This window comes from Pseudomonas sp. ES4, assembly GCF_050586665.1.
Lineage (GTDB): Bacteria > Pseudomonadota > Gammaproteobacteria > Pseudomonadales > Pseudomonadaceae > Aquipseudomonas > Aquipseudomonas frederiksbergensis.
Genome location: NZ_JBOBDO010000003.1, coordinates 81,707 through 106,218, shown reverse-complemented (window position 1 = coordinate 106,218; position 24,512 = coordinate 81,707). Strand labels below are relative to the sequence as shown.

The window sequence follows — 24,512 nt, the reverse complement described above, 5'->3', positions numbered from 1 at the left end:
TACATGCACGCAATCATCCGTACAAAAAAATTAAAAAGCTTTGGTGCAATTGCCAGGTCAGCTCGTCATACCTTTAGAGAACAACTAACACCAAATGCTGACCCAGCAATGCTAAGCCAGAACAGGGTAGCTGGCGCAAAAAGCACAGCTCAACTTATTGGCGCATTTAAAAATCTACTTCCCGAAAAGCGTCGCATTGATGCAGTGCTTGGAATCGAGTACTTGATTACAGCTTCTCCCGAAGCCTTTAAACGTCATGGTGGTAGGCTCGACGACATGGGAAATGGTTATTTTCGAGATGCATTATCGTGGCTTCGCGACCGGCACGGAGCGGCTAACGTTGTATGCGCAGCCGTGCACCTAGATGAGTCTACGCCTCACTTAGTGGCTTACGTGCTGCCCCTGACAAAGGAAGGCAGACTGAGTGCTAGAGATTTTTTGGGAGGGCCAAAACTTATGCGAGACCTGCAAGATAGCTTTCACTCGAGGTGCGGCGCTTCTCGAGGACTTTCACGGGGTGTTAAGGGATCGAAAGCAAAGCATGATGAAGTGGCCTCGTTCTATCGGATCCTCGCAAGCACAGGGGAAGCACCAAAGCTTACGGCGCTGGATTACGCCGCAAAGGCTCTAGGCCGAGAAACAGAAGCTTGGACACATGCAGCCTCTCTCGCCAGCGCCAATGCCTTAGGAGCAACTATGGAGCGCCGTAGGAGGAAGTCCCGAAGCTCGCGGGAGAAGGCCGTTGATCAACGTGAAGTGAAGGTATCAAGTGCTGAGCTGAGGCTTAGGCAATGGACTGATGAGCTTAACGTTCGCGAGCATCAGCTTAACGAGACCCAACTAGACATTGCAGCCCTTGGCTCAAGACTAGCAGTCGAAAAAGCAAGGGCGGACTCTATGCAACGGATTATTGATAAGCATATTGCTGTGAATAAACAAGTATTAGTAAGAAGGCCAGTGGCGCAACCTGAATTAGGCTCCGCCCTTCTTGAGAGGTAGCAAGCTCCACTCATCAACAGCAAAGACCGCTAATTGATATAATTCCGAATCTGTCCAACCATCTAGCCCGCGCAAATTCAACATCCTTACGAACAGCCCTTTATTGACATGGTCTAGGCCTTCATAACCATTTAAGTTAACTTGCCAAAAATCAGTGACCCAGTACCACGATGCGTAAGCTTTAGCGAACCACTCAGATGCTTCGCCCCCCTCGGCAATGAAAGCTTTGATTTTCGAAAGCTCGTTTGCAAACTCAACTGACATCGCTCTTCCTCGGCATATACGACTGATTACTTTAACCAGATCATTAGATTGCGGGACAGAGGTGTCTCTGCCCTTCTTGAATAATTAACAATAATTGCGTTCTGGCACGCTCAACCACCAGCGATGATTTTCTCGGCTAATTTTGTGTCAATATCCTCACTCAATCCGGATAACGCCACCGAAGATACGTCATCTTGATGTTTTATCCCGACAATCTTCTCTACACGCTCACCAAATGAGTTCAGCCCAAGTTCCTTAATGAATTGAAGCTTACTGGCCTCACCTAAAAAAAAATCTACTCTTGCACCCAACTGTATCTCGTTCCGACCCTCAACATCCTGGTCAACATGCAGACGATTGGCCAGCTTAAGAATATTCTCTGGACATCCTGGCAACCGCTTTATTTTCGCCAGAGCCCTTAGTTTTCCGCTAGACCCTTTGACTCCAAATGACTGATATTGCCTACCGCCCATAGCTTTGATTGCGCACTGGTATTTATAGGCAGTGCCAGAATTGGCACTAATATTTTCACCTCCTGAAAGCGCAAAAACCAAATACCCATAGATGTAGGTTGCCGCGCTCGCCGCCGATGCGTTTTCTTTGGGCAATCCAATACGAATAATATTTTTTTTATTTTTCTCAAAATATGAATGCGGCCTATTCGAATAGATCCGCCTGATAGCTTTTTCGACCACCGTTTCTACACCGGATGCGTGGAAGACAAGGATATGCCAGTGCGGACAACCATCTTCGTGCACCTCTGTAACTCTGAATCCGAAATAACTCTCAGAGGGTTTAAACCCCTGCTCCTTAAGCGCCCCTCCTATTGCTTTCCAATCCTGACCGATAGATTTATTAGCATCACGCGGACTGAGATTTTGGTTATAGCTGTTTTTTCCCATAGACGGATTCGAGTGATACTCACTTGACGCTGTAAGTGTGATGAACATCCAACCCCACCCCTTACTGGCCGCAATTTTTTCCATGGCCTTGATATTCACGTACAGCTCGTTGATACGATTAGCCTGTTGGGCCCGAGCCACCTCTAACAACGAAAACACCACTGGACGATCATGCTCGACCGTGCCACTGACCACTTTGTAAACTCCGCTCAAAAATTTATCTGTCTTTGATTTCCTAGCTTTCATCATGGCCATAGTTGCGTCACTACAACACTGCTCGCGAGAAAATTTACCCAACTGCCGCCTCATCTGCGCCAGATGCTCCCGCCTTTGATCTGCTAATCGATTGATCTGTCGTCGCCACCAGCGAGAATCACTAAGCCTGCTAACCAAACCGTTCAATGTTGACTGCTTTGTAACTCGCACCCTCACACCAAAAGCATGTGCCGACCGTACATGGGTAGTTTTTTCTAACTGAGTGGCGTTTTTTAAATATTGGTCATGAGCCATGGCGATTACTCGCGCCAGCTGTGTTAATCCGACTTCATCATAGTCCGCAATTTGATCGAGAGGAGATTCTGGGCTAGGAAGAATCGAAAAGTAAATATCATCGTCCCACCCTTGAAAATAATCATACTCATTTTCGATTTCGAAATAAAAACCAAGCTGAGCCTTAGTTGGGAAAAGCTCTTCAAAAATATCGGCAGGAGTGACCAGAGGAATGGTTGCAGAGACGGAAAACTTCTTCATGTAATAACACTCACACAAAGACGGGCATCGACCCACGCTTGAATCTCTTCAGAATTCCATCCCACCGCTCGTGTGCCAATTGATTTGGCCTGAGGGAATTTTCCTTTCTGCATCAGCTCATAGATTGAGGAACGCTTATAGCCAGTAGCTTGCATGACTTCAGGTAAACGCATGACACGACGATTCACGATCATACTCCAGGGCTCTTTCGAAGCTAGGGTTGGTGACCGTGAACTCTATTGATTTTTTGAAGCATGAAAACTCCCAGCCGTATCGGATATACCTATATCCGTTACGGCCTTGGTAGTTTTCGACGCCCGCCTTTTTGGGCGTACTTAGGGGCCTCCGGCTTGATCCATTCCCTCAGGCGGTCAGCCGAGCCAGGCAAGAACTCGAGTAAATTAAGACTGATCATCGCTTGGTAGACCTTCTCAGCCATTTCTCCGCTCCGGATCTCCTGTCGCGTATCATCGGCCCAGAACCGGCGAGCCTGAGACCTCGCCAGAGCGATGATGGCTCCTTGCTTCTTGCTTTGACGGTCGAGTGGCGCCATCCTTGCAGCTTCAACATTAATGCGATCACTTGCAATTACGATGGCGATATTGCACATAGCGATCAGGATCTTCTGGGCCCCATATCTAATTTCTCTGGCCGATCCAGGGCTCTCATATGCAGCCATCTCAAGCTTAAAAAACCCTTCAGCGAAATCCTTCAAGGCCATGCCTTTTACTTCCTCATCACCAATCAGGAGGCATATTGTCTCGGCCATATTGTATAACCGCATATAATCTAGCGGCTGATCTGAGTCGCGCAATTCTTCGTCGATCTGATCTGTCAATTGCAACAGTGCGGCACCAACAGATTTATAAGTCGGAGTGGATGTAGCTTTCATATCTCGCACCTTATGTTCAACTTTGTAACATTTGACCCGCCGGTAGCAAATTTTGCCCAAGCGCTCATCAGGTTTCGACGCTTTTCAAAATAATCCGTCCGGGAATAGGCGCTCTCCGTTTGGGTACGTTCATCATGCGCCAAGGACATCTCACAAATTTCGCGTGGGAAATCCGTGGACTCAGCAGCCCAGTCTCTGAACGAACTTCGAAAGCCATGCCTGGTGATGTCTTCATACCCTAACTGGTGAAGTAAATTCCTAATAGCATTCGCATGCATTGCTCCGCTTGCCCCCCTCCCAGGAAAAAGAAAGTCAGTATCGGCCTTCTTTTTTAGTTCTGCTAAAAAGACTACAACTTCATCTGCCAGTGGAATTTTAAATTCCACTTTCATTTTCATTCTTTCTGCCGTTAATGACCAAACTCTCATGTCCAAGTCAAATTCATCCCATGTAGCCAAACGAATCATGTGGCTACGTGCACCAGTGAGAATTAGTAACCGGGCTGCGTAAGCGTCACGGGACGATATCTCAGCGAGCTGGGACATCAGGCTCGGAACCCCCGACCAGTCCATGGCGGCATGATGCACCCGTTTCCTAGCTTTCTTTTTCTCTTGATTGTCTAGAAGGTTTACTAGATGGCCGCGCCATCGGGCAGGATTATCACCATGTCGCCAGCCCAGCGCCTTGGCGGCATCGAGTATTAGCTCAATCTGTCCCCGCACCTCGTCAGCCGTGCGCGTTTTACTCGACCAAATGGGAGTTAGTATTTTCAGCACCGCATCTGTATCAATCTCTCCAACTGGCATCGCACCAGCCAGTGGAAATGCGTGAAGCTCTAGCTTCCTCCACCACCCCCGGTACCACTTTTCAGACCACGCGCGGCCATGCCTTTGACGGTAGTCATCCGCTGCCGCCATGAACGTTACCTTTCGCGCCTCGTTGTCGCTGGCGGCTTTTCGTCGCGATTCTCTGTCAGCCGCACGCGCATTTAATGGATCTATTCCTCGGGCAATCCCGCGACGGGCGTCTTCGGCAGCTTCCCTAGCCGCAGCCAAAGAGACGGTTGGAAACGCGCCTAGCCCCATATATCTAGTTTTCCCATCAATCTTGTAGCGGTAAATCCAGCTCATTCCTCCAGTTTTACTGACTTGGAAATAGAGCCCTTTACCGTCGCCGGTCATCCCCGGCATTGCCGCTTTCACCAAGCTTTTGATCTTTACAGTCGTCAACCCTGCCATCTGCTTCCACCCACACTCTGACCCACACCAAAACACCAGATTTCAATGCATCGCACTGGATGTTAATGGATGGATACTACCCTTAATACCCATTAAAACAAAAGGATAGCTGGAGGCTCACAGACACTAGCGGACGTAAGAAAAGCCGGCCACAAGCCGGCTTTTTAATGTCTGGAAGAAAGCATGCCTGTCATCTGAAACTCTGAACGAGGGGTAGTCGGGCCAGCGCCGCAATTGCCACCGTAACGACAAACGTCATTACAGGTATCCACCATGGCTCCCATCAACATCCGCATTGACGATGATCTGAAGCAGCGTTCATTTGCTGAGCTGGAAAAGCTCGGGGTAACGCCTTCCGAACTCCTGCGCCAAACTCTTCAATACGTCGCCGAACGCGGGAAACTGCCTTTCAAAGCAGCATTACTCAGCGAAGAGGATGAAATCCTTATCGCCGTGGTCACCGAACGTCTTGCCGCCCCTCAGCGAGTCAAGGTAAGTCTGGATGACCTATAGCCTTGAATTTGATCGTCCCCCTTTGAAAGAGTGAAACAAGCCAAGCGAAAGATGCGCAGGATCGAATTAATCATCAATGCTGACCTACTTCTTGCATTCGGCAACAGAAGCCTAAAAAGTAAGCAACGTCCCTTTCTTCTGAAGGAAATATCCTTGAAAGCCCAACCTGCTTGCGCACGATAAATGCGCTGACTAATCTTCGCGCTCCGCCGAAAAAGCCATAAGGGATAAAAGCATGAGCGACACCCCCGCTAGTCTGAGCATGCCTCCCGACGGCTAAGGCGATTGGCTGATCGATCTTAATAGCCGCATCCATAATGCCCAGCAGCGTGCCACTCTGGCGGTGAACCACGAGCTGGTGCTGCTGAACTGGCAGATAGGTCAGGATATTTTGACCCGCCAAACACAGCAGGGTTGGAGGACTAAGGTCATCGACCGCTTGGCTCAGGATTTACGCGCGGCTTTTCCGGATATGAAAGGGTTTTCCCCACGCAACCTCAAATACATGCGCGCTTTTGCTGGCGCGTGGCCGGACGCGGAATTTGTGCAAGAGGTGCTTGCACAATTGCCGTGGTTTCACCAGATAGCGCTTCTGGACAAATTGTCCAGTCCTGAAACCCGCCGCTGGTATGCCGCCCAGGCCATCAAGCACAACTGGTCGCGCAACATCTTGGTAATGCAGATCGAGACCCGTCTGCTGGAGCGCAGCGGCAAGGCCGTCAGCAACTTCGATAGCCAGTTGCCCAAACCGCAATCCGACCTTGCCCGCGAATCACTGAAAGATCTCGTTGGTGGAATCCTTGCCGGCAGAGCTTCAAACCAGCCTGCCCAGCATCGAACAGATTGAGCGCGAGCTGGCCAGTGATGACGCCTTCATGGAGGACGAATCGCAATAATCGGACAACCAAGGATCGGGGACTGCAGCTACGTAAAAACGCTGCGGTTGCTTTATTTCACACTCACGGATAACTAAACCCCTTAACCAACGTCAACTCCCCCACCGCCCGCATCGGCACCAGAAAAGTCTCCATCTTCTCGTCCGGCGTCCCTTCCTCCGTAATCACAGTCACCTGCGCCGTCGTCAGCGGCTGAACCGCGTCCTCTTGCCCTTCCTCATCACTCCGATACCCACCTCCAAAGTAATTCACGTACACCAAATACTGCCCCTTGATCGGCGCCGGCATGGCGAAGATTTCCGGGCCGTAGCCCGTCGTCACGTCCACATCCAGCGCCGCCCCATTAGGCACAACGCGGTCGCCGTACCAGATGTGGGCGCCGTCGGGTGTGATGAGGTGCAAGTCGAGGTCGGTGCCGTCACTGTCCCAAGCCAGTAGCACCCGCAACTTCGCCGGAGTGGCCCCGCCGCTGGCGTTGAGGAATTGCGTGCGATGCCGTTGCTGGCCATCGGGGCTGCGGACTTCGACGCTGTTGCTGCCATTGGGGAATGAGAACGGGCGATCAAAGCGTCCGGCAGGATCGATTTTCAGCGGCATGCTGACGCCGTTGACGATCAACCGGCCTGGCTCGCCGGACTTGGGCGTCGCGTTGATTTGTCCGGTGATGCGTGCAGTGTTGGCCTGCCCCGCCGGGGTGTTCACCGAGGAGGCCGGGTAGTTGACGATCTGGCGAAAGCTTTCGCCTTCGCCTGCCGGCGCGCCAGTGCGCCAGCCGCCAACGGGGGTGTCAAGTTTGGCGGCGAAGGTCGTCGGCCCTACGCAAAAGGAGCAGAGGAACAGGAAGACCTGTGGGTAACGGAGTTTCATGGCCTATTCCAGCAAGAGGTGGCGGGCGAGCCCTTCGATGTAGGTTTCATCCTGGCCGTTGGGGTGTGCTTCGAAGGCCAGGTGCAGGTATTCGTGGGTCAGGTCGAGGCGGTCTTGCAGCGACAACACGCCGCGCACGTAAATGCGCTGGCGTTCGCGGTCGACATAGGGGCGGCCGAAGGCCAGGCGGCAGACGGCGAAGGTGCTGACTTCGTTGTAGCCAACCTCGCTTTCCAGGCGCGGACGCCAGCCGCGGCGTTGGTTCACCAGCCAGTCTTGCGCGGCGGGGAGCGCTTCGCAGGAAGCGACTGGATTGTCCCAGCGGCTGAGGCTGGCGCGGGGATAGGCGTGGAGCAGGATGGCGTCGTAGCGTTGGCCCGCGTTGGCTTGTTCGACGGCGTGCTGCCAGGAGAGTTTGTTCGGGCCGGGCTGGTCGGAGTGGTAGGTGACGGTGCTGCCGGCGAGGACCAGGTCGCTGGTCCACGCCGCGATGTTGCGTGACTCTGCGGTGGCCGGACGTGGGGCGACGCGTTGGCGGCTGCTGCTGTCGTCGATGCTCAGGCAGTCGCCGTTGCGAGTGGCGTTTTGCAGCAGGTACGTGCGGATGGCGATGGCCAAAGCCTTGGCGGCTTCGGCGGGTTCGGGTCTGGCTTCGCGTTGCAGGACACGGGCGACATATTCTTCGCGGTCCAGACGGGCGATCAGTTGGTCTTTCAGCAAAAACAGTTCGCCGTCGCTGTGGATATCGAGTTGGTTGCCATTGGTGAATTCGACGCGGTAATCGCCCAGCAAGGGCCCGGACTCAACAACACGATCTCCCGCCAGAACGCGCCCGATGGGGTAGCGTGAAAACAGCCCCACCTCGACACAGCGTCCTGCCTCCGAAGGCCAACTCACCGGCAACACCGACGCCAACGCCCCACCGAAGTGACGCAAGACCATTTGACTGGTCCCACGCCCACCCGCCCAAACCGGCGTGCCATCCACCGTCCACCCGGCAAACCCACCCTGGCGCGACGAAGGGTCCTGATCCCCCAACCAGCTCCAGGTTTTCACCCGCAACCGGCCACCGAGTTCGCCCACGACATTGCCGTCAGCCGCATTCAACACCACATCCAGCAACACCCGCCGCGCTTGATCCTGCGCTGGCATCACGGCTAGCACCTTAAGCAATTCAGCCACCGATACTCGCGTAGCAGGCTGCAACGAAGGCAAATTCAGCAACCACTCCGGCGCCTTACGTGCCTGCCAATACTCCCGCCAACCAGCATCAGAAATACCCAACCGCGCAGGCTCAAAATATAAACCGCACGACTTCACCAAGGCCTGATCGCGCTCAATCTTGCCGCCCGCCGTGCAGCAATAAACTTCGTCTTTCGACTGACCGCGACATTCGTAAGCCGGCTCATGGGCGTTGGTCTCCACCAGCCAGCCATAGACAAACAACTTCCACACACTGCCCAGCGGCGTCTGCAGATCAGCAGGCAACGGCTCGCGCGCGATCACCTGAGTCTGGCTCAACGACAGCAACTCACCCTTAAAGCCCAGCCGCAGCGGTTCGTCCTGCGCTGTCGCCAGCGCAGGGATCAAGCAAAGCAGCCACCAGACCAGAGGTCGGGTCATGTCAGTTGACCGTGACCTGGCCCAGGGCCGGTTTCTGTTCCTGAGCCTGATGCTGGGGCGCGTAGACCTGAGTGAATCGCACCGGCGGCAGGTTGAACTGACCCTTCTGCGAGAAACGCACCAAATGACGCAGACGCAATTCGCCACTCAAGGCATCCACCGGAATCGCATAAGCCATTTGCCCCGGCTCGAAACGCGCTTTCTCCAACGCGGATGGTTCGGTGCCCGCCTTGCCCATGAGCTTGATACCCCACGTGGTGCGCTCGACATCGGCGCCCGGTGGCAGCGGCACTTCGAGCATGCCGTAGCGCAGTGGTTTGGCGGCTTTGCTGGTGATGATCACTTCGTCCAGATACAGGCTGTCGCTGGACAACGGTTTGTTGCCGACCGCTTCCAGTTTGAAGGTGAAGGCTTCGTCGCCCGGCACCAGACGCGACAGCCGTCGGGTGATGGTTACGGCCATCGGATCAACCAGCGGTTGTTGGGTCTGGAAGCTCAAGGCCGCTCGCAACGGACGCTCTTGCGTACCGGTCAGCGACAGCACGGCGGGCACTGTCTCAGCACCCTGCCACGTCCAGTAAATCTCACCGGTATCACCGTACTTTTTCTTCCAGCCTTCACCCGGTGCCAGTGCAATGGTGGGCGAAGCCTGTTCGATGCTGCGCTGCAACCAGGTCAGCGCCAATGCGCGTTCCAGGGTCGATTGCTGTGGCAACAATCGTTGCAACAATGCTTGCGCGTGAGCCTGATCGAAGGCTTGCAGCGACAGGTTCAAGGCTTCGGCAAACGGCTGCGAGCTGACGGCCAAACGCTGTTGCGCATCAGCCAGTTGACGATTGAAGGCGTCTGGCAGAGTCACCTTCGATTGCTTAGCCAAAGAGGCCGTCAGCGCACGAGCAGCCGCCAGACCCAACGCCGAATCCGGATCGCTCATGACGATACTGTCTTCGCCATCCTCCATCAGATTCGCCGCATGGCCCTCGCCTGATTTCGCCAAGTCATCCATCAAACCGCTGAGCAAGGTGTTCACCGGCAATTGCATCTGTTTGGCGAACGACAGAATCAGCGCCCGCTGCAACAGCGGCGTGTTTTTCGCCTGCTTCGAATAGACTTCCAGCACCCGCTGCCAATGCTCCGGCGGCAGGCTCAGTTCCAAGGCTTTGCTGGCGTGCCAGTCGGCGTAGTAAGCGTAAGCGGTGAGGAACGCATCCGGTTCACCGTCCATGCCCCACCAGGTGAAGCTCGCCGAAGGCCCGGCCATTTGCACCAGGCGCAGACGGCTGTTCTGCATGATCAGACGCAAGCGATCACGGATTTGCGGATTCGACGACAAGGTCGGATACGCAATGCTCAGCGGCAGCAAACGACTGGCCGTTTGTTCGACTCCGCCGTACGGGTAACCCAACAGATCGTCGAGTGCCGAGCGGAACAGCGCTTGCGGACTGTCATCCAGACGCAGGCGAATCTCCGTCGCATCCGCTGGCAAGGTCAGCGGCGTATCACCGCTGGCCACGTCCAGGCTTTGGCTCTGCGTCACCTGCCAGCCTTCGCCGGTCGCGGTCAGCCGCACAGCCAGGGCATCAGCCGTTTTGCCGTCCTGCACCAGCTCAGCCGTCCACTCGCCACTGGCCAACGCAAACGCCGGTAGCGCGATGTAGTTGATGCCGTTGTTCAGCGTCACGGGGACGCGTTGTTCGCTACCGCCGAAATGAATCACCAGCTCAGCCTTGACCGGTTTCTCGGCCTGACTGAACGCGAACACGCCGAGATCCGGTTTGTCGCCGTTGCGGAATTTGGTCGGGCCGCTCCACTTCAGGTACAGCGGTTTTTCCGAGCGTACGAATTGCTTCTTCTGCCCGACCTGACCGTCATCGGCGATGGCCCGGGCGGTGATGCGCCAGCGGGTCAGCGAGTCCGGCATCTTGAAGGTGAAACGGGTTTTGCCGTTGGCGTCGGTGATCAACTCCGGCTGCCACGCGGCAGTGTCGACGTCTTCCCGACGCGGTCGCTCCAGCACTTTCACGCCGCGCTCGCTGCGGTTGGCTTTGCCCGGCGCGCCAGGGCTGCCCGGCAATGCCACGTCGTAGCTGATGAACGACAGACTGGCGCTGGTGCGCACGTTGTTGCGGCGCGGGTGGTAGAAAAACTGGTCGATGGTCGGCGCCACTTCCGGTTGCAACGCGTAGACCATTTCGTCCACCACGCTGACCGTCAGGTGCGCTGGAACTGGCTTGCCAGCGAACTGTGTGGTCAAGTCCACCGACACGGTATCGCCCGGCTGATACGCCTCTTTATCGGTGACGATGGCCACGTCGATTTGCGGCGCGATTACCTTGATGCCGGCGTTCTGGAAGCTGTACTGACCGCCCTTGGTGTAGAGCACCGAGAACGTCAGGTTCGGCGCAAAATTGTCCTTCACCGGGATCCGCGCGCGGTATTGGGTCTCGCTGAGTTTTTCCATTTTCAGCCAGTCGCCGCCCTTGGACAGCAGCGCTGTGGCCTCGACCTTGTCGCGCTCCAAGGACAGCAGCGCATCGATGATCGGTTCAGGGAACGTGATCAATGCCAGCGCTTCGTCGCCAGACTTGTACTCGGGTTTATCGAGGACAATTTCCACGGTGCCCGGCACGGCTTTGACGCCGTCACCCGTGACCGAATGACCAGTGGCGCCCACCACGCGGCCATGGTCATCCTTCAACGTCAGGTTGTAAGTACCCGGACGGTCGAAGGCCAGGGTGAAGCCTTTGTCTTTCGCGGCGAGTTTGCCTTCGCCAACCGTCTGGTCTTCCAGGCGCACCCAGCTATAGCTGCTCGGCGTCACCGCTTTGCTTTGTTCGCTGCCGCCTTCGTTCAAGTAGCTGAACACAACCTTGTCGCCCACCGCGCTAAAACGCTGGGGCGCGCGCAGGCTGAAACTCGCCGCGCCGCGGTCGATGAGGATTTCCTTGGTGGTCTTGACCCGATACGCCGCACCATCGCTGGCGAACACAGTGAGCATGTAGCGGCTCGGCTTCTCGGCCGCCGGCAGATCCAGCGTCGCGTTGCCCTTGGAATCGGTGGTCAGTTCGGTGCTGGTCAGCTCCACCGGGAATTGCCCGAGGTATTGCAGTTCGTTGTCGACCATCGACAGTTGTTGGGCGCGCAGGCTCAGGCTCAACTTGGCGTTCGCCACCGGTTTGCCGTCCGGGTACAGCAGCACGAGGCTGCCCTTCACCGGTTCGCCAGTGCGGTAATCCTGCTTGGCCAGGTTCAGGGAAATCTCGAAGTGCGGCTTGATGTATTCGGCGACACGGAAGGCACTGCTGTAGGCCTGGTCCTTGTAGTTGAAACGCAGCTCGTAACCACCCGCTACCGCGTTATCCGGCAACTGGAAACGGCCTTGAGTGCCGGCCTTGGAATCGAGTTTCAGCGCCAGCGATTGCAGCGCCGTACCGGTGGCATCGAGCACGGTCACGTTGACGTCGGCTGCAGTCGGCAGCACAGAGTCGCGGGCGTTCTTGAACTCGCGACCGACGATCTTCAGCGACACCCAATCCCCCGGCCGGTACAGCGGCCGATCGGTGAAGGCATAGAGTTTGGTGTCGTAGATTTCGCTGTCGTAGTAGAAGTTTTCGGAGACAAACACCCCGCCCTCTTCGTCCTCGCCAATCACGAATGAACGCTCCGGGCTGACGTGCTTCAGACGCAGCAAACCATCGGCATCAGTGGCGCCACTGCTCATCACGCCGAGGCCATCGGTCCACAGCACATTCACCTTCGGCACCGAACTGCCTTGGTGTTTGCGCGCGGCCCACACCAGCAATTCATCACCGGCAATCTTGCTCACGGCCACGGTGTTGGAGACGAAGACCATGGTGGTCGCACGGTATTTGCCGATCAGCGCTTCCACCAGGTACAGGCCCGGTTTCAGATTGCCCAACGGGATGTACACGTTGCCCGGTGCAACGCTGACGAACTCACTGGAGGAACCGGCCAGGTTCACGCCTTCAGGCGGCTGGATCGGTTTGGCTTGCCACAGCGGATAGCGAAATTGGCTGACCACCGGCAAGCCCGGAATCAGCGCGAATTGCGGCTGAGCGTCGTAAGGCGTTGGCGCGGCCATGGCGGCGCCCATCTTCAGTTCCGGCACTTCCTCGGTAACTTGCTTACGCGATTCGTAGGAGAACGCGCGCTGCATCACCCGACGGGATTTGCGGTACCAGTTGTCCCACAGGTACGCGAGGGTGTTCGACAGGCCTTCACCCTTGAACTGGCCGTCGCTGACTACGCGGTGCAGGTTCTTCTGGCGCTTGAGGAAATCCAGTGGTTTGTCGATGCGATATACGCGAATGTCGGCGCCGCCGTAAGGCTCCATGCGGAACCGACGGTAGTCGCGACCCGGTGCTTCGAGGCGAACCATCGCCTGTTCGTCGCTGGCAAAACTGCTGTCGGCCAGCAGGAAAAAGCTTTCGCCGGCCACCGGCGTGTAGCCGCTTGGCTCGACGGTGTCTTCGGCGTTGACCGCCGAAAAAGGCAGCACCAGGACCAATAGCAGAGGCAGAAAACGCAACATGCGGGCACCGATCATTGGGAGAGGAAGTTCAGTCGATAGACGCCGATGAAGTTGGGGTTGGCTGCGTCGGGTATCCATCGGGTGTCCTTCCATGTCATGAGTTGCTGCAGGCTTGCGGAGCGCATGCCGTTGTCAGTGGGGGTGGTGGTGCCGGTGTGATAGGCGATGTAGCGGCCCATCCAGATCATCAGATGCTGGTCGTCGCCCTGATCGAAAAACATCAGGTCGCCGGGCCGGGCTTGCGCCAGATCGCGGCCGATCAAATGGCTGTTGAACTGAATCAGTTTGATCGCGTTGACGTAGGGCCCGACCTTGCCGCCGCCCTGCTGCCATTGCTGGGCGAGGCCGCGTTGCGCCTCGCTCAGTTGCAGCTCTGGCGGCAGGTAACGGTTGGACAGGCCATTGCTGCGCAGCCATTTGTCGTCGTGGACTTTCAGCGCTTCGTTGGCGGCAAAACGGACCAGGCCGGCGCAGTCCTGCTGATACCAGCGCGGGCTCGGGCCTTGGGTCAGTTGTTCCTGGGCGATGCGCACGAACCAGGCGCGGAACACCTGGGATTGCTGCGGGTCCAGCGGTGCGGCGTCACCGGCGAATGCGCGACTGCCCAGCAACATCGCCAGCAGGCCGAGGCCTCGGATAAGTGCTGTCACAGGGCTTTCCATTCCAGTGGCAGCCATTGCCAGTGGCCGTCGGGTTCGCTGCCTTCAGGCAAGGTCAGGGCGTATTTGCCGTAGCCGCCGAGCTTGCGCAGTTTCGGGATCAGGTAGGTTTGCGCGGCGTTGTAGAACACCGGTTCCATGTCCTGCGGCAGGCTGTCGAGGGTTTCCTGTTGCATCAGTTGCGCCATGGAATCCGGGCCGAAGTAGACCGGCATCAGCAGGTCTTTGGGCACCACGTCGGCCATCGGCGGGAAGCGTTTGTCGAGGGTACCGAGGGCTTTGTCCACCAGCTTGTCGTCGAGGGAAAACAGCAGCGTCGAACCGTGGCGCGCCAGGCTGACTTTCATGAACGCCTTGCCGGTGATCGCGTCCGGGTTCTCAGCATCCTTGGCCTTGTAAGGACCGAAATTGGAGCTGACCTGACGCTGCCATTGGTGGGTTGGGCCTTGCTGTTTCTCGATCACCGGGAACGCGTGCTCTTCAACGTTGCCTTCGTAGGCGCCGACCATCGAGCCGAACAGATTGCCCAGGTCGCCGTCGAGTTTGGCGCTGTCGTCATCGTTCAGGCTGGCCACCAGCAGCGGCGTGTACAACCGCGAATCGGCGTACCAGCACAGGCCAGCGGCACCGGCCATGTGTTCGGTCAGGGCCTGGGCCACTTTTTCTTCCGCGCCGAGTTTTACCAGTAGTGGTTTTTGTTGTTCGGCGGCGAGCGGCAAGGCGACGCAGGCACTGGCCCCCATGGGCATGGCTTGCCAGATCGGCTTGAAATCGAAATCCGGCTGGTCGTCCAGTTCGTCCATGGCCAGGAAGCTGTGCCAGCCCTTGTCGTCCATGTCGAAACGCAGCCCGGCGAAGTTCGGGATGAAGCGCTGATACCCCATGGCCAGAACGCTGGAATTGACCGACAGGCGTTGTTTCACCTCAGGCGTGCGCGGTGGCAGGCCGAAGGCTTCGGGGAAGAGTTTCTGGCCGCCGAGCAGTGCTTCCAGCGATTCAGTCGACACCATGCCGGGTTCTTCGACCGGACCGTGGCCGGCGTCATACAGTTTGGCCGGATTGGACAGCACCACCAGTTTGTCGCCATGCGAGGCGAACAGCAGCGCTTTGCTGTGGTTGTAGGTGAGTTGATAAAGCGGCACCACATCGCCGGCAACTTTGATTTCAACCAATTGGGTCAGCTGCGAATCATCCAGCGCTACTTTCGCCAGCGGCTCCAGCACCTTGGCCAGACCACCGCGATCCATCACCAACAAAAAGTCTTTCAGGCGACCATCCGCCCCACGCCACAGCGCCACGTCTGCCGGTTGATCGAAGAGCTGCTCGATCAGGCTGTCCTGCAATTTCAGGTCATGTTCGTAAATGATCCGCCGCAGACTGCCGATCAAGCCGAGGCGATCGGCGTGCGCTTCGTAATAGAAGACGAAATCTTCGGTCAGGGTTTCCTTGAGGAACGGCACCGCCAGCAAATCCTTGGGCAACTGGCTCAAGGAGTGGGTTTCGAGCAGACCGTCCGGCCGGCTCATGCCCAGTTTGTCGCTGGCCAACTCCGCCGGCGGCGCCTTGGGTTTGTGCATGAACCAGCCCAACCCGGCCGCGACGCCCGCCACCAGGATCAGCCCGGCCAGCAGCACCGGCCAGCGGCGAGGAGTTTTGGCTGCAGGCGTTTCGGCGGCCGGAGAAACAGTGTTATCGCTCATGTTCACAAAACCCGATGTCATCCGTGGAGCGGGATGCTTAATAGTTGAAAGTCTTGACCAGCAGCAGGTCACCGATGGCCCGCAGGGGCACGATGAAGGTCTCGCGTTTTTCGTCGACAGTGTTTTCGTTGAGCACCAGGTTGATCTGCGAGGTGATCACCTCGTTCTGGTTGCTGGTTTCATCGAAGTTATAGCCGCCACTGCCGAAGTTGCCCCAATAGTTCACGTAAACCAGATAGGTGCCGTGCATCGGCGCGGTCATGGTGAACATTTCCGGGCCGGGACCATCGACACCGTCCGGGTCCAGGCCGCCGCCGTTGCTCATCGCCGGGCGAGCCCAGAACGCGTGCTGGCCGTCCGGGGTCACGATGTGCAGGTCAAGCTCGGCTTTCGGGTCATCCCAGCCCAACACCACGCGAATCCGCGCCGGGGTGCGCAGGTTGTTGGCTTCATAGAATTGAACGCGCTTGAGCGACTTGCCTTCAGCGCTGCGTACTTCAACGCTGTTGGACCCCGCGCCAAACGCATACGGCCGGGCGAAACGCCCCTGGCCGTCGGTGTACAGATTCAGCGGATTGCCGTTGACGGCCAGCGCATGTGGCCCTCGCTGAGTGCCGATGGCCTTGAGCTGGCCCTGGATCATGGTGCGATTGCGTTGCACCCCTCGGTCGATAGGCGGCGTCGGATAGGCAACTTGAGGGTATTCGCTGCGATCGAGCAGGCCGTTGTAGCGCCAGCCGCCGACCGGCTCCGACAACTCGGCCGTCGGCTCGGCCCAGGCAGCTGTCGCGCAGACAAGCCCCATCAGCAATAGAAGAAATGAACGCATGTGACGCCTCCTGCCATGCATAACGAAACCTTGCACCCGATCCTCGGCGCGTTACAGATCCAAAAAAACTGCGTTTCGTCAGAAAGACCCATGACTTTCGGGTCGTAGAAGGCGCGAAGATTAGCCATTTGGCGGTTTTTTAACAATCGGATACATCTAATTTTGCGGTGGGATTCACGGTGATTGTTGGGCGTGAGCCGAATAGCGAGGGTATTCGGCTTATAAAGTGAGCCGAACCCCCACATCATTCCCCGGAGACACCAAACCCTGTGGCGAGGGGGCTTGCCCCCGTTGGTTGCGAAGCAACCCCAAAAACAGGCACCGCGTTTCATCAGGCATCCCACATTCAGCAATTTGCGACCGCTTCGTGGTCGAACGGGGGCAAGCCCCCTCGCCACAGGGTCGCGTTCTCCCCCCAAGCGCAGTGGCCGAAACGCCCCGCTCATTTGCCCATAACCCCCATGTCTGCTAGTGTCGCGCCGGTTTAACGTCAACCGGAAATAGCCGCCATGGCCCGCAAAAAAGCTGCACTGGATTTCGAACAATCTCTCGCTGACCTGCAAACGCTGGTAGAGCGTCTGGAGAACGGCGAATTGTCGCTGGAAGACTCGCTGACGGCTTTCGAGCAAGGCATCGGTCTGACCCGCGATTGCCAGGCGGCGCTGGCCCAGGCCGAGCTAAAGGTTCAGGTGCTGCTCGAACGTGATGGAGAGCTGGCCGAGGAACCCTTCGACGCGGATCAGCCAGAATGATTGCAGCGTATTCGGCGACCAGCCAGGCCCGCGTCAATGCTGCACTGGAAACCCTGTTCATTGCGCCGAGCCCTGAACTCGCGCGGCTGTACGAAGCCATGCGCTACAGCGTGATGAATGGCGGCAAACGGGTTCGCCCGCTGCTGGCCTACGCCGCGTGCGAAGCGCTGGGCGGCAAGGCTGAGCAGGCCAACGGCGCAGCGTGCGCGGTGGAGCTGATTCACGCTTACTCCCTGGTGCATGACGATTTGCCGGCCATGGACGACGACGATCTGCGTCGCGGCCAGCCAACCACTCACAAAAAATTCGATGAAGCCTGCGCGATTCTGGCCGGTGACGGCTTGCAGAGCCTGGCCTTCAGCGCCCTGCTCGATCCGCGCCTGAGCAACTCTGACACTGATGTTCGCCTGCAAATGGTCAGCGCTCTCGCAGTGGCCGCAGGCCCGGCCGGCATGGTCGGCGGTCAAGCCATCGACCTCGGTTCGGTCGGTCTGAAACTCGATCAGAAAGCCCTCGAATACATGCACCGGCACAAGACCGGCGCCCTGATCGAGGTCAGCGTCAAACTCGGCGCCCTGGCCAGCGGCCGCGCCGAGAAGGACGAACTGAAGTCCTTGCAGACTTACGCGCAGGCCATTGGCCTGGCGTTCCAGGTGCAGGACGACATTCTCGACGTCGAAAGCGATACCGAAACCCTCGGCAAGCGCCAAGGCGCCGACATTGCTCGCGACAAGCCCACTTATCCAGCCCTGCTCGGCCTCGACGCCGCCAAGGCTTACGCCCTGGAACTGCGTGATCAGGCCCTGCACGCGCTGCGACCGTTTGACGCGGCGGCCGAGCCATTGCGCGATCTGGCCCGCTACATCGTCGACCGGCGCAGCTGACGGCGTATCCGCCAAGTTAAAAGCAACGCGTGGGCAGGGGGCGATGCATCAGGTAAACTGCCGCATCTTTTATACCTATAACGATTCGCCTGATGCCCACGACGTTTCATGAGATTCCCCGCAAGCGCCCGACCACGCCCCTGCTCGACCGTGCCAACACGCCGGACGGCCTGCGCCGGTTAGGCGAAGCCGAGCTGGAAACCCTGGCCGATGAGTTGCGCCTGGAATTGCTCTACACGGTCGGTCAGACCGGCGGGCATTTCGGTGCTGGCCTGGGCGTCATCGAGCTGACTATCGCGTTGCATTACGTCTTCGACACCCCGGACGACCGGCTGGTGTGGGACGTGGGTCATCAGGCCTATCCGCACAAAATCCTCACCGGCCGTCGCGAGCGCATGGGCACCCTGCGCCAGAAGGACGGCGTCGCGGCCTTCCCGCGTCGTTCCGAGAGTGAGTACGACACCTTTGGCGTCGGCCACTCCAGCACCTCGATCAGCGCAGCGCTGGGCATGGCCATTGCCGCCCGCCTGCAAAACAGTGATCGCAAGGCGATCGCCGTGATCGGCGATGGCGCACTGACCGCCGGCATGGCCTTCGAGGCGCTGAACCATGCGCCGGAAGTGGACGCCAACATGCTGGTGATCCTCAACGACAACGACATGTCGATCTCGCGCAACGTTGGCGGGCTGTCGAATTACCTGGCGAAGATTCTTTCCAGCCGCACGTACGCGAGCATGCGCGAAGGCAGCAAAAAGGTCCTGTCGCGCCTGCCCGGCGCCTGGGAAATCGCCCGTCGCACCGAAGAATACGCCAAAGGCATGCTGGTTCCCGGCACGCTGTTTGAAGAGCTGGGCTGGAACTACATCGGCCCGATCGATGGCCATGACCTGCCGACCCTGATCGCCACCCTGCGCAACATGCGCGATCTCAAAGGCCCGCAGTTCCTGCACGTCGTCACCAAGAAAGGCAAAGGCTTCGCCCCGGCGGAAGTCGACCCGATCGGTTACCACGCGATCACCAAACTCGAACCGCTGGACGCTCCGGCCGCCGCGCCGAAGAAAGCTGGCGGGCCAAAGTATTCCGGCGTATTTGGTGAATGGCTGTGCGACATGGCCGCGTCTGATCCGCGGTTGGTGGGCATCACTCCCGCGATGAAGGAAGGCTCCGACCTGGTGGCCTTCAGCGAGCGTTTTCCGCAGCGCTATTTCGATGTGGCGATTGCCGAGCAACACGCCGTCACCCTCGCTGCTGGCATGGCCTGCGAAGGCGCGAAACCGGTGGTGGCGATTTATTCGACGTTCCTGCAACGTGGCTACGACCAGCTTGTGCATGATGTGGCGGTGCAAAACCTCGACGTCCTGTTCGCCATCGACCGCGCGGGTCTGGTGGGCGAAGACGGCCCGACTCACGCGGGCAGCTTCGACCTGTCGTTCCTGCGCTGCATCCCCGGCATGCTGGTGATGACCCCGAGCGACGAAAACGAACTGCGCAAGATGCTCACCACCGGCCACTTGTTCAACGGCCCGGCGGCGGTGCGTTATCCGCGCGGCTCTGGCCCGAACGCGACGATCGAGAAAGACCTCGAGCCGATCGAAATCGGCAAGGGTGTGGTTCGTCGTCAGGGCAGCAAAGTCGCCCTGCTGGTGTTCGGCGTGCAACTGGCCGAGGCGCTGAAAGTCGCCGAGACGCTGGATGCCACTGTGGTCGACATGCGTTTCGTCAAACCGCTCGATGAAGCACTGGTGCGCGAAATCGCTGGCAGCCATGAATTGCTGGTGACCATCGAAGAGAACGCGATCATGGGCGGTGCCGGTGGCGCCGTCAGCGAGTTTCTCGCCCGCGAAAACATCCTCAAGTCGATGCTGCACCTGGGCTTGCCGGATGCCTATGTGGAACACGCCAAGCCTGCGCAAATGCTGGCTGAATGCGGACTGGATGAGGTTGGGATCGAAGAAGCGGTGCGTCAGCGCCTGCAGCTGCTGAACCTCTAAGACATATACAAAACCTGTGGGAGCGGGCTTGCCCGCGATAGCGGAATGACAGTCGACTTATTCATTGACTGACACTCCGTCATCGCGGGCAAGCCCGCTCCCACAGAGTTTTGTGCAACCTCAAAAATGTATTCGCTTTAAAGCGCCGACGGACTGTTCATGAAACTCTCTCCTTTTGCCCTGGCGCTGGCCCTCCTGCCGGCTGGCCAACTCTTGGCCGACACCTTCGAACGCGACCAGGCCCTGAAGCTCCCCGACGTGCTGATCAGCGCCAACCGTCAGGTCGAAGCGCGCAATGACAGCAGCGCCGCCAACACCGTGTTCACCCGCGAAGACATCGATCGTCTGCAACCAAGCAACGTGACTGACTTGCTGCGTCGTGTGCCGGGCGTACAAGTCGGGCAAACCGGCGGGCGCGGCAGTCTGCCGGGGATTTACATTCGCGGCACCAAATCGGCCCAGAGCCTGGTGCTGGTCGACGGCCAGCGCATCGGCAACTCCACCTCCGGCGACAGCAACCTGCAACACATCAACATCGAACAGGTCGAGCGCGTGGAAGTGTTGCGCGGCTCCCGCTCGGTGATTTATGGCAGCGATGCGATTGGCGGGGTGATCCAGATCTTCACACGTCGCGGCGACAAGCAAGGCCTGCAACCACGAATGCACGTGGGTTTTGGCAGCAACCAGACTTGGGAACGCAGCCTCGGGCTGTCCGGCGGCGACGAGCAAACCCGATTCAACCTCGGCGCCAGCCTTGATGAAACCGCCGGCATCAATCGCACCCGCGAGTCGTATCCCAGCGATGGCGATCACGACGAGTACCGCAACAAATCGATGAGTCTGAGCCTGAGTCACGCCCTCACCGATGACATCGAAATCGGCGCCAACCTGCTGGATAACCGTGGCAAAAGCGAGTTCGACAATCCGTTCGGCCGCTTCGACATGGACACGTTCGAGTCAGTCCAGCAGCAGCCCTACAGCGACTTCGCGGTGAGCAGCGTCAGCAGTTACGTCGATGCGCGGATCAATGACCTGTGGAAAACCCGCGTCGAGTTCGGCCACAGCGAAAACCGCGAGAAGACCCTCGACAAGCTCAGCGATGAACGCAGTGTGTTCAACACGTACCGCGACTCGGTGAACTGGCAGAACGACCTGACCCTCGACGAGCGCAACAGCCTGATCCTCGGCGGCGACTGGTACGAGGACCGGGTCAACAGCAGCACGCCATTCGACGAGGACAGCCGCTGGAACCGCGCCGCGTTCATTCAACATCATTACCAGGCGGACAGTTTCTCCACCGAACTGGGCCTGCGCCGCGATCAGAACCAGCAGTTCGGTGGCCAGAACAGCTGGAGCGGCACCTTCACTCTGCCGCTGAATCCGGACAACGATGTATTGCTGACCTACAGTGAAGGCTTCCGCGCGCCGACGTTCAATGACCTGTATTACCCCGATTTCAGTAATCCGGATCTGAAACCCGAGACGTCGAAAAGCTACGAGCTGCAATGGCGCAGTCAGCTGACCGACACTGCTCGCCTGGAAGCTTCGCTTTACCGTACGGACCTGGAAGACGCGATTATTTTCGGCAGTAACAACCGGCCGCAGAACGTCGCGCAGGCACGCATCAACGGTTTCGAAGCGGCGTTGAAACAGGAACTGTTCGGCTGGCAGAGCAACCTCGGCGTAGCGATCATCGACCCGCGGGATCGCGACAGCGGCCACACCCTGGCTCGGCGCGCGCGGCGGACCTTGAGCCTGGATCTGGATCGGCAGTTCGACCGGCTAGGGCTCGGCGCCAGCTGGCAAGCGGTGAGCAGCAGCTATGACGATGAGAACAATCAGCAGCCGTTGGGCGGGTACGCGTTGCTGGGGTTGCGCAGCAGTTGGGAATTGAACCGTGAGATCAAGCTTGAGCTGAAGGTCGATAACCTGCTGGACAAGGGTTACAGCCGGGCGCTGTACAGCCATGAAGGTAGCCAGTATGGGTATCGCGAGGAAGGTCGGGCGTGGATGTTTGGGGTGACCTGGACACCAGAACTTTAGCCCACGATCGTTCCCACGCTCCGCGTGGGAATGCATCCCGTGACGCTCTGCGTCACATCAAGAGCGGACGCGGAGCGTCCATGGCGGCATTCCCACGCAGAGCGTGGGAACGATCAGCGTGAAGGCGAAATCAGCTGACAGAGATTGGCCGTCGCTTCGATCATCTGCCCACTCGGCCGCTCCAGGCCTTTATCCGTTACCAACAGCAATTGCCTCTGCGCCACTGCGGCAACCTGCGGCCAGGCTTTCCACGCATCAAGCTGCGCCTGATCGCTGGCCAGGATCACTTCTGGATTGCGTTGCAATACCGCTTCGACACTGACCTGCGGCGCCGGTAGCGTCAGGTCGGCAAACACATTGCGCGCCCCGCACACTTCAAGCGCATCGCTGATGATCTGCCCGCCACCCACGGTGTACAGCGGCCGATCCCAGACCTGGTAAAACACCCGCAATGGCACATCTCGACGATAACGCTGGCGCAGCGAATCCAGCCGCTGACGCAACTTTTCAGCCAATGAAACACCACGCTCCGGACGGCCGAGTTGTGAGGCGATCGCCTCAATCTGCGCAGTGAGTTGTTCAAGGTTGTGCGGTTCCGCCACGTAGGTCGGGATGTTCAACCGTTTGAGCTGTTCACGCTGGGCCGGGCCAACGCTGCCGGGCCAGAGCAACAACAGATCGGGCTTGAGACTGAGCAATTGCTCCATGTCCAGCTGGCCATAGCGGCCAACCGAAGGCAGGTCTTTGAGCTCGGCGGGACGCTCACCGGCATCCAGCACACCCACCAGCAGGTCAGCCGAACCCAGTTCAACAACGATTTCAGAAAGCGACGGCGCGAGGCTGACAACGCGTTCGACCGCCGCCGTCGGGCCACTGACGGCCAGCAGCAAAACCGCCAGCCAGACGGGCCGCATCAGCCGAGTTGACGCGGAATACGGTAGAGGTAAAACAGCACCAGGGTCGACAGCGCCAGCAGCATCAACGGCACGGCTTCGAGACCGACGAATACCGCCAGCGCAGCGATCCAGGCCGGCAGGCCGGCAGCCAGGAATGCCGTGCGACGCTTGGCAGCCAGGGCGATCCAGGCAGCAGGTTCTTCAGGGGTATCGAGGGCTTTTTGAGTGGCGATCAACGCGTGTTTGTAGCCGCCGAAGAATTTCAGGCTGACAAACATCGAAGCCACACCGGCGATGAACAACGGCATCGCCAGCACCGGCAGGATCGCCTCGCTCTGGCCGAATACGCCGTTGATCACGAACAGCGGCACCAAGGCCAGCGCCAGGTATTGCCACCAATTGACGGACAGTCGCCGCCGAACCTGACCGCGGGTCACGCCCGGTCTGCCTCGCCCTGGTGCTCGTTGCCCATCATGTGGTCGAGCTTGCTGGCCTTGGTGGCCAGGTAGAGTTTGTTATGCGGGTTATGACCGGTATGCAGCGGCACGCGCTCGGAGACCACGATGCCCATGTCGGTCAACGCTTTGACCTTGCGTGGGTTATTGGTCATCAGACGCAGGGATTTCACGCCCAAGTGCTGCAGCATCGGCAGGCACATGGCGTAGTCGCGCTGATCGGCGGCAAAGCCCAACTGTTCGTTGGCTTCAACGGTATCGGCGCCGCCATCTTGCAATTCATAGGCGCGGATCTTGTTCAGCAGGCCAATGCCACGACCTTCCTGACGCAAGTACAGCAACACGCCTCGGCCTTCACGGGCGATGGCCTGCAAGGCGGCCTCGAGTTGCGAGCCGCAGTCGCAACGCTGGCTGAACAAGGCATCGCCGGTCAGGCATTCGGAGTGCAACCGGCCGAGTACCGGGGCACCGTCGGCGAACTCACCCAGGCTCAGCACAACGTGCTCGCGCCCGTTTTCCTCATCGAGAAAGCCGTGCATGGTGAATTGCGCAAAAGGCGTTGGCAGCTTGGAAGCGGCGACAAAAACGACAGGCACCGGTGTGCTCCTGATCAATAAGTACTGGAGATTCGCAGACGCGGCATTGTAACAGCACGTTCCAACAGACGCTTAGGCTGAATTATGGGGCATAACAATCAAAAAGTTAGATCTCAAACCACCACAGCCCCCTGTGGGAGTAAGCCTGCTCGCGTTAGCGGTCTGTCTTTCACCATTGATGCCGGCTGATACACCGTCATCGCGAGCAGGC

At 58.2% G+C, this 24,512-nt stretch carries 20 protein-coding genes and 1 pseudogene; 7 read left to right on the top strand and 14 right to left on the bottom strand.

Annotation, left to right across the window (positions count from 1 at the left end):
• Positions 1 to 3 precede the first annotated feature (3 nt).
• Positions 4 to 999, top strand: coding sequence for a MobV family relaxase (mobV, locus tag ACQ4OB_RS04785; RefSeq protein ID WP_430955218.1), 996 nt, complete (start codon positions 4 to 6; stop codon positions 997 to 999).
• Here mobV and ACQ4OB_RS04780 read toward each other — a convergent pair.
• The 5 genes from ACQ4OB_RS04780 to ACQ4OB_RS04760 form a co-directional block, all read right to left on the bottom strand.
• A complete protein-coding gene (locus ACQ4OB_RS04780; protein ID WP_430955217.1) occupies positions 973 to 1,263 on the bottom strand; it encodes a hypothetical protein in 291 nt (96 codons plus the stop codon). The two genes, mobV and ACQ4OB_RS04780, sit on opposite strands and share 27 nt — an antisense overlap.
• A gap of 110 nt (positions 1,264 to 1,373) precedes the next feature.
• Positions 1,374 to 2,915, bottom strand: a complete 1,542-nt coding sequence (locus ACQ4OB_RS04775) for a replication endonuclease (RefSeq protein WP_430955216.1) — start codon at positions 2,913 to 2,915, stop codon at positions 1,374 to 1,376.
• The gene (locus tag ACQ4OB_RS04770) at positions 2,912 to 3,109 is read right to left on the bottom strand and encodes a helix-turn-helix transcriptional regulator (protein WP_430955215.1); all 198 of its coding nucleotides are present in this window, start codon (positions 3,107 to 3,109) and stop codon (positions 2,912 to 2,914) included. Before ACQ4OB_RS04770 ends, ACQ4OB_RS04775 begins: the two co-directional genes overlap by 4 nt.
• A 98-nt stretch (positions 3,110 to 3,207) precedes the next feature.
• A complete protein-coding gene (locus ACQ4OB_RS04765; RefSeq protein ID WP_430955214.1) occupies positions 3,208 to 3,807 on the bottom strand; it encodes a hypothetical protein in 600 nt (199 codons plus the stop codon).
• Complete coding sequence (locus tag ACQ4OB_RS04760) at positions 3,804 to 5,045, bottom strand: tyrosine-type recombinase/integrase (RefSeq protein ID WP_430955213.1); 1,242 nt, start codon at positions 5,043 to 5,045, stop codon at positions 3,804 to 3,806. Before ACQ4OB_RS04760 ends, ACQ4OB_RS04765 begins: the two co-directional genes overlap by 4 nt.
• A gap of 273 nt (positions 5,046 to 5,318) precedes the next feature.
• Between ACQ4OB_RS04760 and ACQ4OB_RS04755 the strand changes: the two genes are divergently transcribed.
• The gene (locus tag ACQ4OB_RS04755; RefSeq protein ID WP_102616761.1) at positions 5,319 to 5,558 is read left to right on the top strand and encodes a type II toxin-antitoxin system RelB/DinJ family antitoxin; all 240 of its coding nucleotides are present in this window, start codon (positions 5,319 to 5,321) and stop codon (positions 5,556 to 5,558) included.
• 289 nt (positions 5,559 to 5,847) lie between these two features.
• A pseudogene (locus tag ACQ4OB_RS04750) lies at positions 5,848 to 6,342 on the top strand (DUF1016 N-terminal domain-containing protein); the annotation flags it as partial.
• A 175-nt stretch (positions 6,343 to 6,517) separates the two neighbouring features.
• Here ACQ4OB_RS04750 and ACQ4OB_RS04745 read toward each other — a convergent pair.
• Genes ACQ4OB_RS04745 through ACQ4OB_RS04720 form a run of 6 tightly spaced genes read right to left on the bottom strand, consistent with a single transcriptional unit; the run spans position 6,518 to position 16,684 of the window.
• Complete coding sequence (locus tag ACQ4OB_RS04745; protein WP_430955212.1) at positions 6,518 to 7,321, bottom strand: YfaP family protein; 804 nt, start codon at positions 7,319 to 7,321, stop codon at positions 6,518 to 6,520.
• A 3-nt stretch (positions 7,322 to 7,324) separates the two neighbouring features.
• The gene (locus tag ACQ4OB_RS04740) at positions 7,325 to 8,944 is read right to left on the bottom strand and encodes a DUF2300 domain-containing protein (RefSeq protein WP_430955211.1); all 1,620 of its coding nucleotides are present in this window, start codon (positions 8,942 to 8,944) and stop codon (positions 7,325 to 7,327) included.
• A 1-nt stretch (position 8,945) separates the two neighbouring features.
• Complete coding sequence (locus ACQ4OB_RS04735; protein WP_430955272.1) at positions 8,946 to 13,511, bottom strand: alpha-2-macroglobulin family protein; 4,566 nt, start codon at positions 13,509 to 13,511, stop codon at positions 8,946 to 8,948.
• A complete protein-coding gene (locus tag ACQ4OB_RS04730; RefSeq protein WP_074871252.1) occupies positions 13,508 to 14,158 on the bottom strand; it encodes a DUF1175 domain-containing protein in 651 nt (216 codons plus the stop codon). The genes ACQ4OB_RS04735 and ACQ4OB_RS04730 overlap by 4 nt, the downstream gene beginning before the upstream one ends.
• On the bottom strand, positions 14,143 to 15,855 hold the full coding sequence (locus tag ACQ4OB_RS04725; protein ID WP_074871253.1) for a DUF2138 domain-containing protein: 1,713 nt from the start codon (positions 15,853 to 15,855) through the stop codon (positions 14,143 to 14,145). The genes ACQ4OB_RS04730 and ACQ4OB_RS04725 overlap by 16 nt, the downstream gene beginning before the upstream one ends.
• Positions 15,856 to 15,892: 37 nt before the next feature.
• Positions 15,893 to 16,684, bottom strand: a complete 792-nt coding sequence (locus ACQ4OB_RS04720; protein ID WP_430955210.1) for a YfaP family protein — start codon at positions 16,682 to 16,684, stop codon at positions 15,893 to 15,895.
• Positions 16,685 to 17,193: 509 nt separating this feature from the next.
• Here ACQ4OB_RS04720 and ACQ4OB_RS04715 point away from each other — a divergent pair.
• The 4 genes from ACQ4OB_RS04715 to ACQ4OB_RS04700 all read left to right on the top strand — a co-directional run bounded on the left by ACQ4OB_RS04715 (position 17,194) and on the right by ACQ4OB_RS04700 (position 22,354).
• Entirely contained in the window at positions 17,194 to 17,436 is a 243-nt protein-coding gene (locus ACQ4OB_RS04715) for an exodeoxyribonuclease VII small subunit (protein WP_074871257.1), read from the top strand.
• A complete protein-coding gene (gene ispA, locus ACQ4OB_RS04710; protein ID WP_074871259.1) occupies positions 17,433 to 18,320 on the top strand; it encodes a (2E,6E)-farnesyl diphosphate synthase in 888 nt (295 codons plus the stop codon). Before ACQ4OB_RS04715 ends, ispA begins: the two co-directional genes overlap by 4 nt.
• Positions 18,321 to 18,412: 92 nt before the next feature.
• Positions 18,413 to 20,311, top strand: coding sequence for a 1-deoxy-D-xylulose-5-phosphate synthase (gene dxs / locus ACQ4OB_RS04705; protein WP_430955209.1), 1,899 nt, complete (start codon positions 18,413 to 18,415; stop codon positions 20,309 to 20,311).
• 159 nt (positions 20,312 to 20,470) lie between these two features.
• Positions 20,471 to 22,354: a TonB-dependent receptor domain-containing protein gene (locus tag ACQ4OB_RS04700; protein ID WP_430955208.1), complete on the top strand. Its 1,884-nt coding sequence runs from the start codon at positions 20,471 to 20,473 to the stop codon at positions 22,352 to 22,354.
• Positions 22,355 to 22,467: 113 nt separating this feature from the next.
• On the opposite strand, the gene ACQ4OB_RS04695 is transcribed toward ACQ4OB_RS04700, so the two are convergent.
• From ACQ4OB_RS04695 to ribA, 3 genes are read right to left on the bottom strand one after another with little or no spacing between them, the layout of a single operon-like run.
• Entirely contained in the window at positions 22,468 to 23,268 is an 801-nt protein-coding gene (locus ACQ4OB_RS04695; protein WP_074871265.1) for a cobalamin-binding protein, read from the bottom strand.
• On the bottom strand, positions 23,268 to 23,687 hold the full coding sequence (locus ACQ4OB_RS04690) for an MFS transporter (RefSeq protein ID WP_074871267.1): 420 nt from the start codon (positions 23,685 to 23,687) through the stop codon (positions 23,268 to 23,270). The genes ACQ4OB_RS04695 and ACQ4OB_RS04690 overlap by 1 nt, the downstream gene beginning before the upstream one ends.
• Entirely contained in the window at positions 23,684 to 24,301 is a 618-nt protein-coding gene (gene ribA / locus ACQ4OB_RS04685; RefSeq protein ID WP_074871269.1) for a GTP cyclohydrolase II, read from the bottom strand. The genes ACQ4OB_RS04690 and ribA overlap by 4 nt, the downstream gene beginning before the upstream one ends.
• Positions 24,302 to 24,512 lie beyond the last annotated feature (211 nt).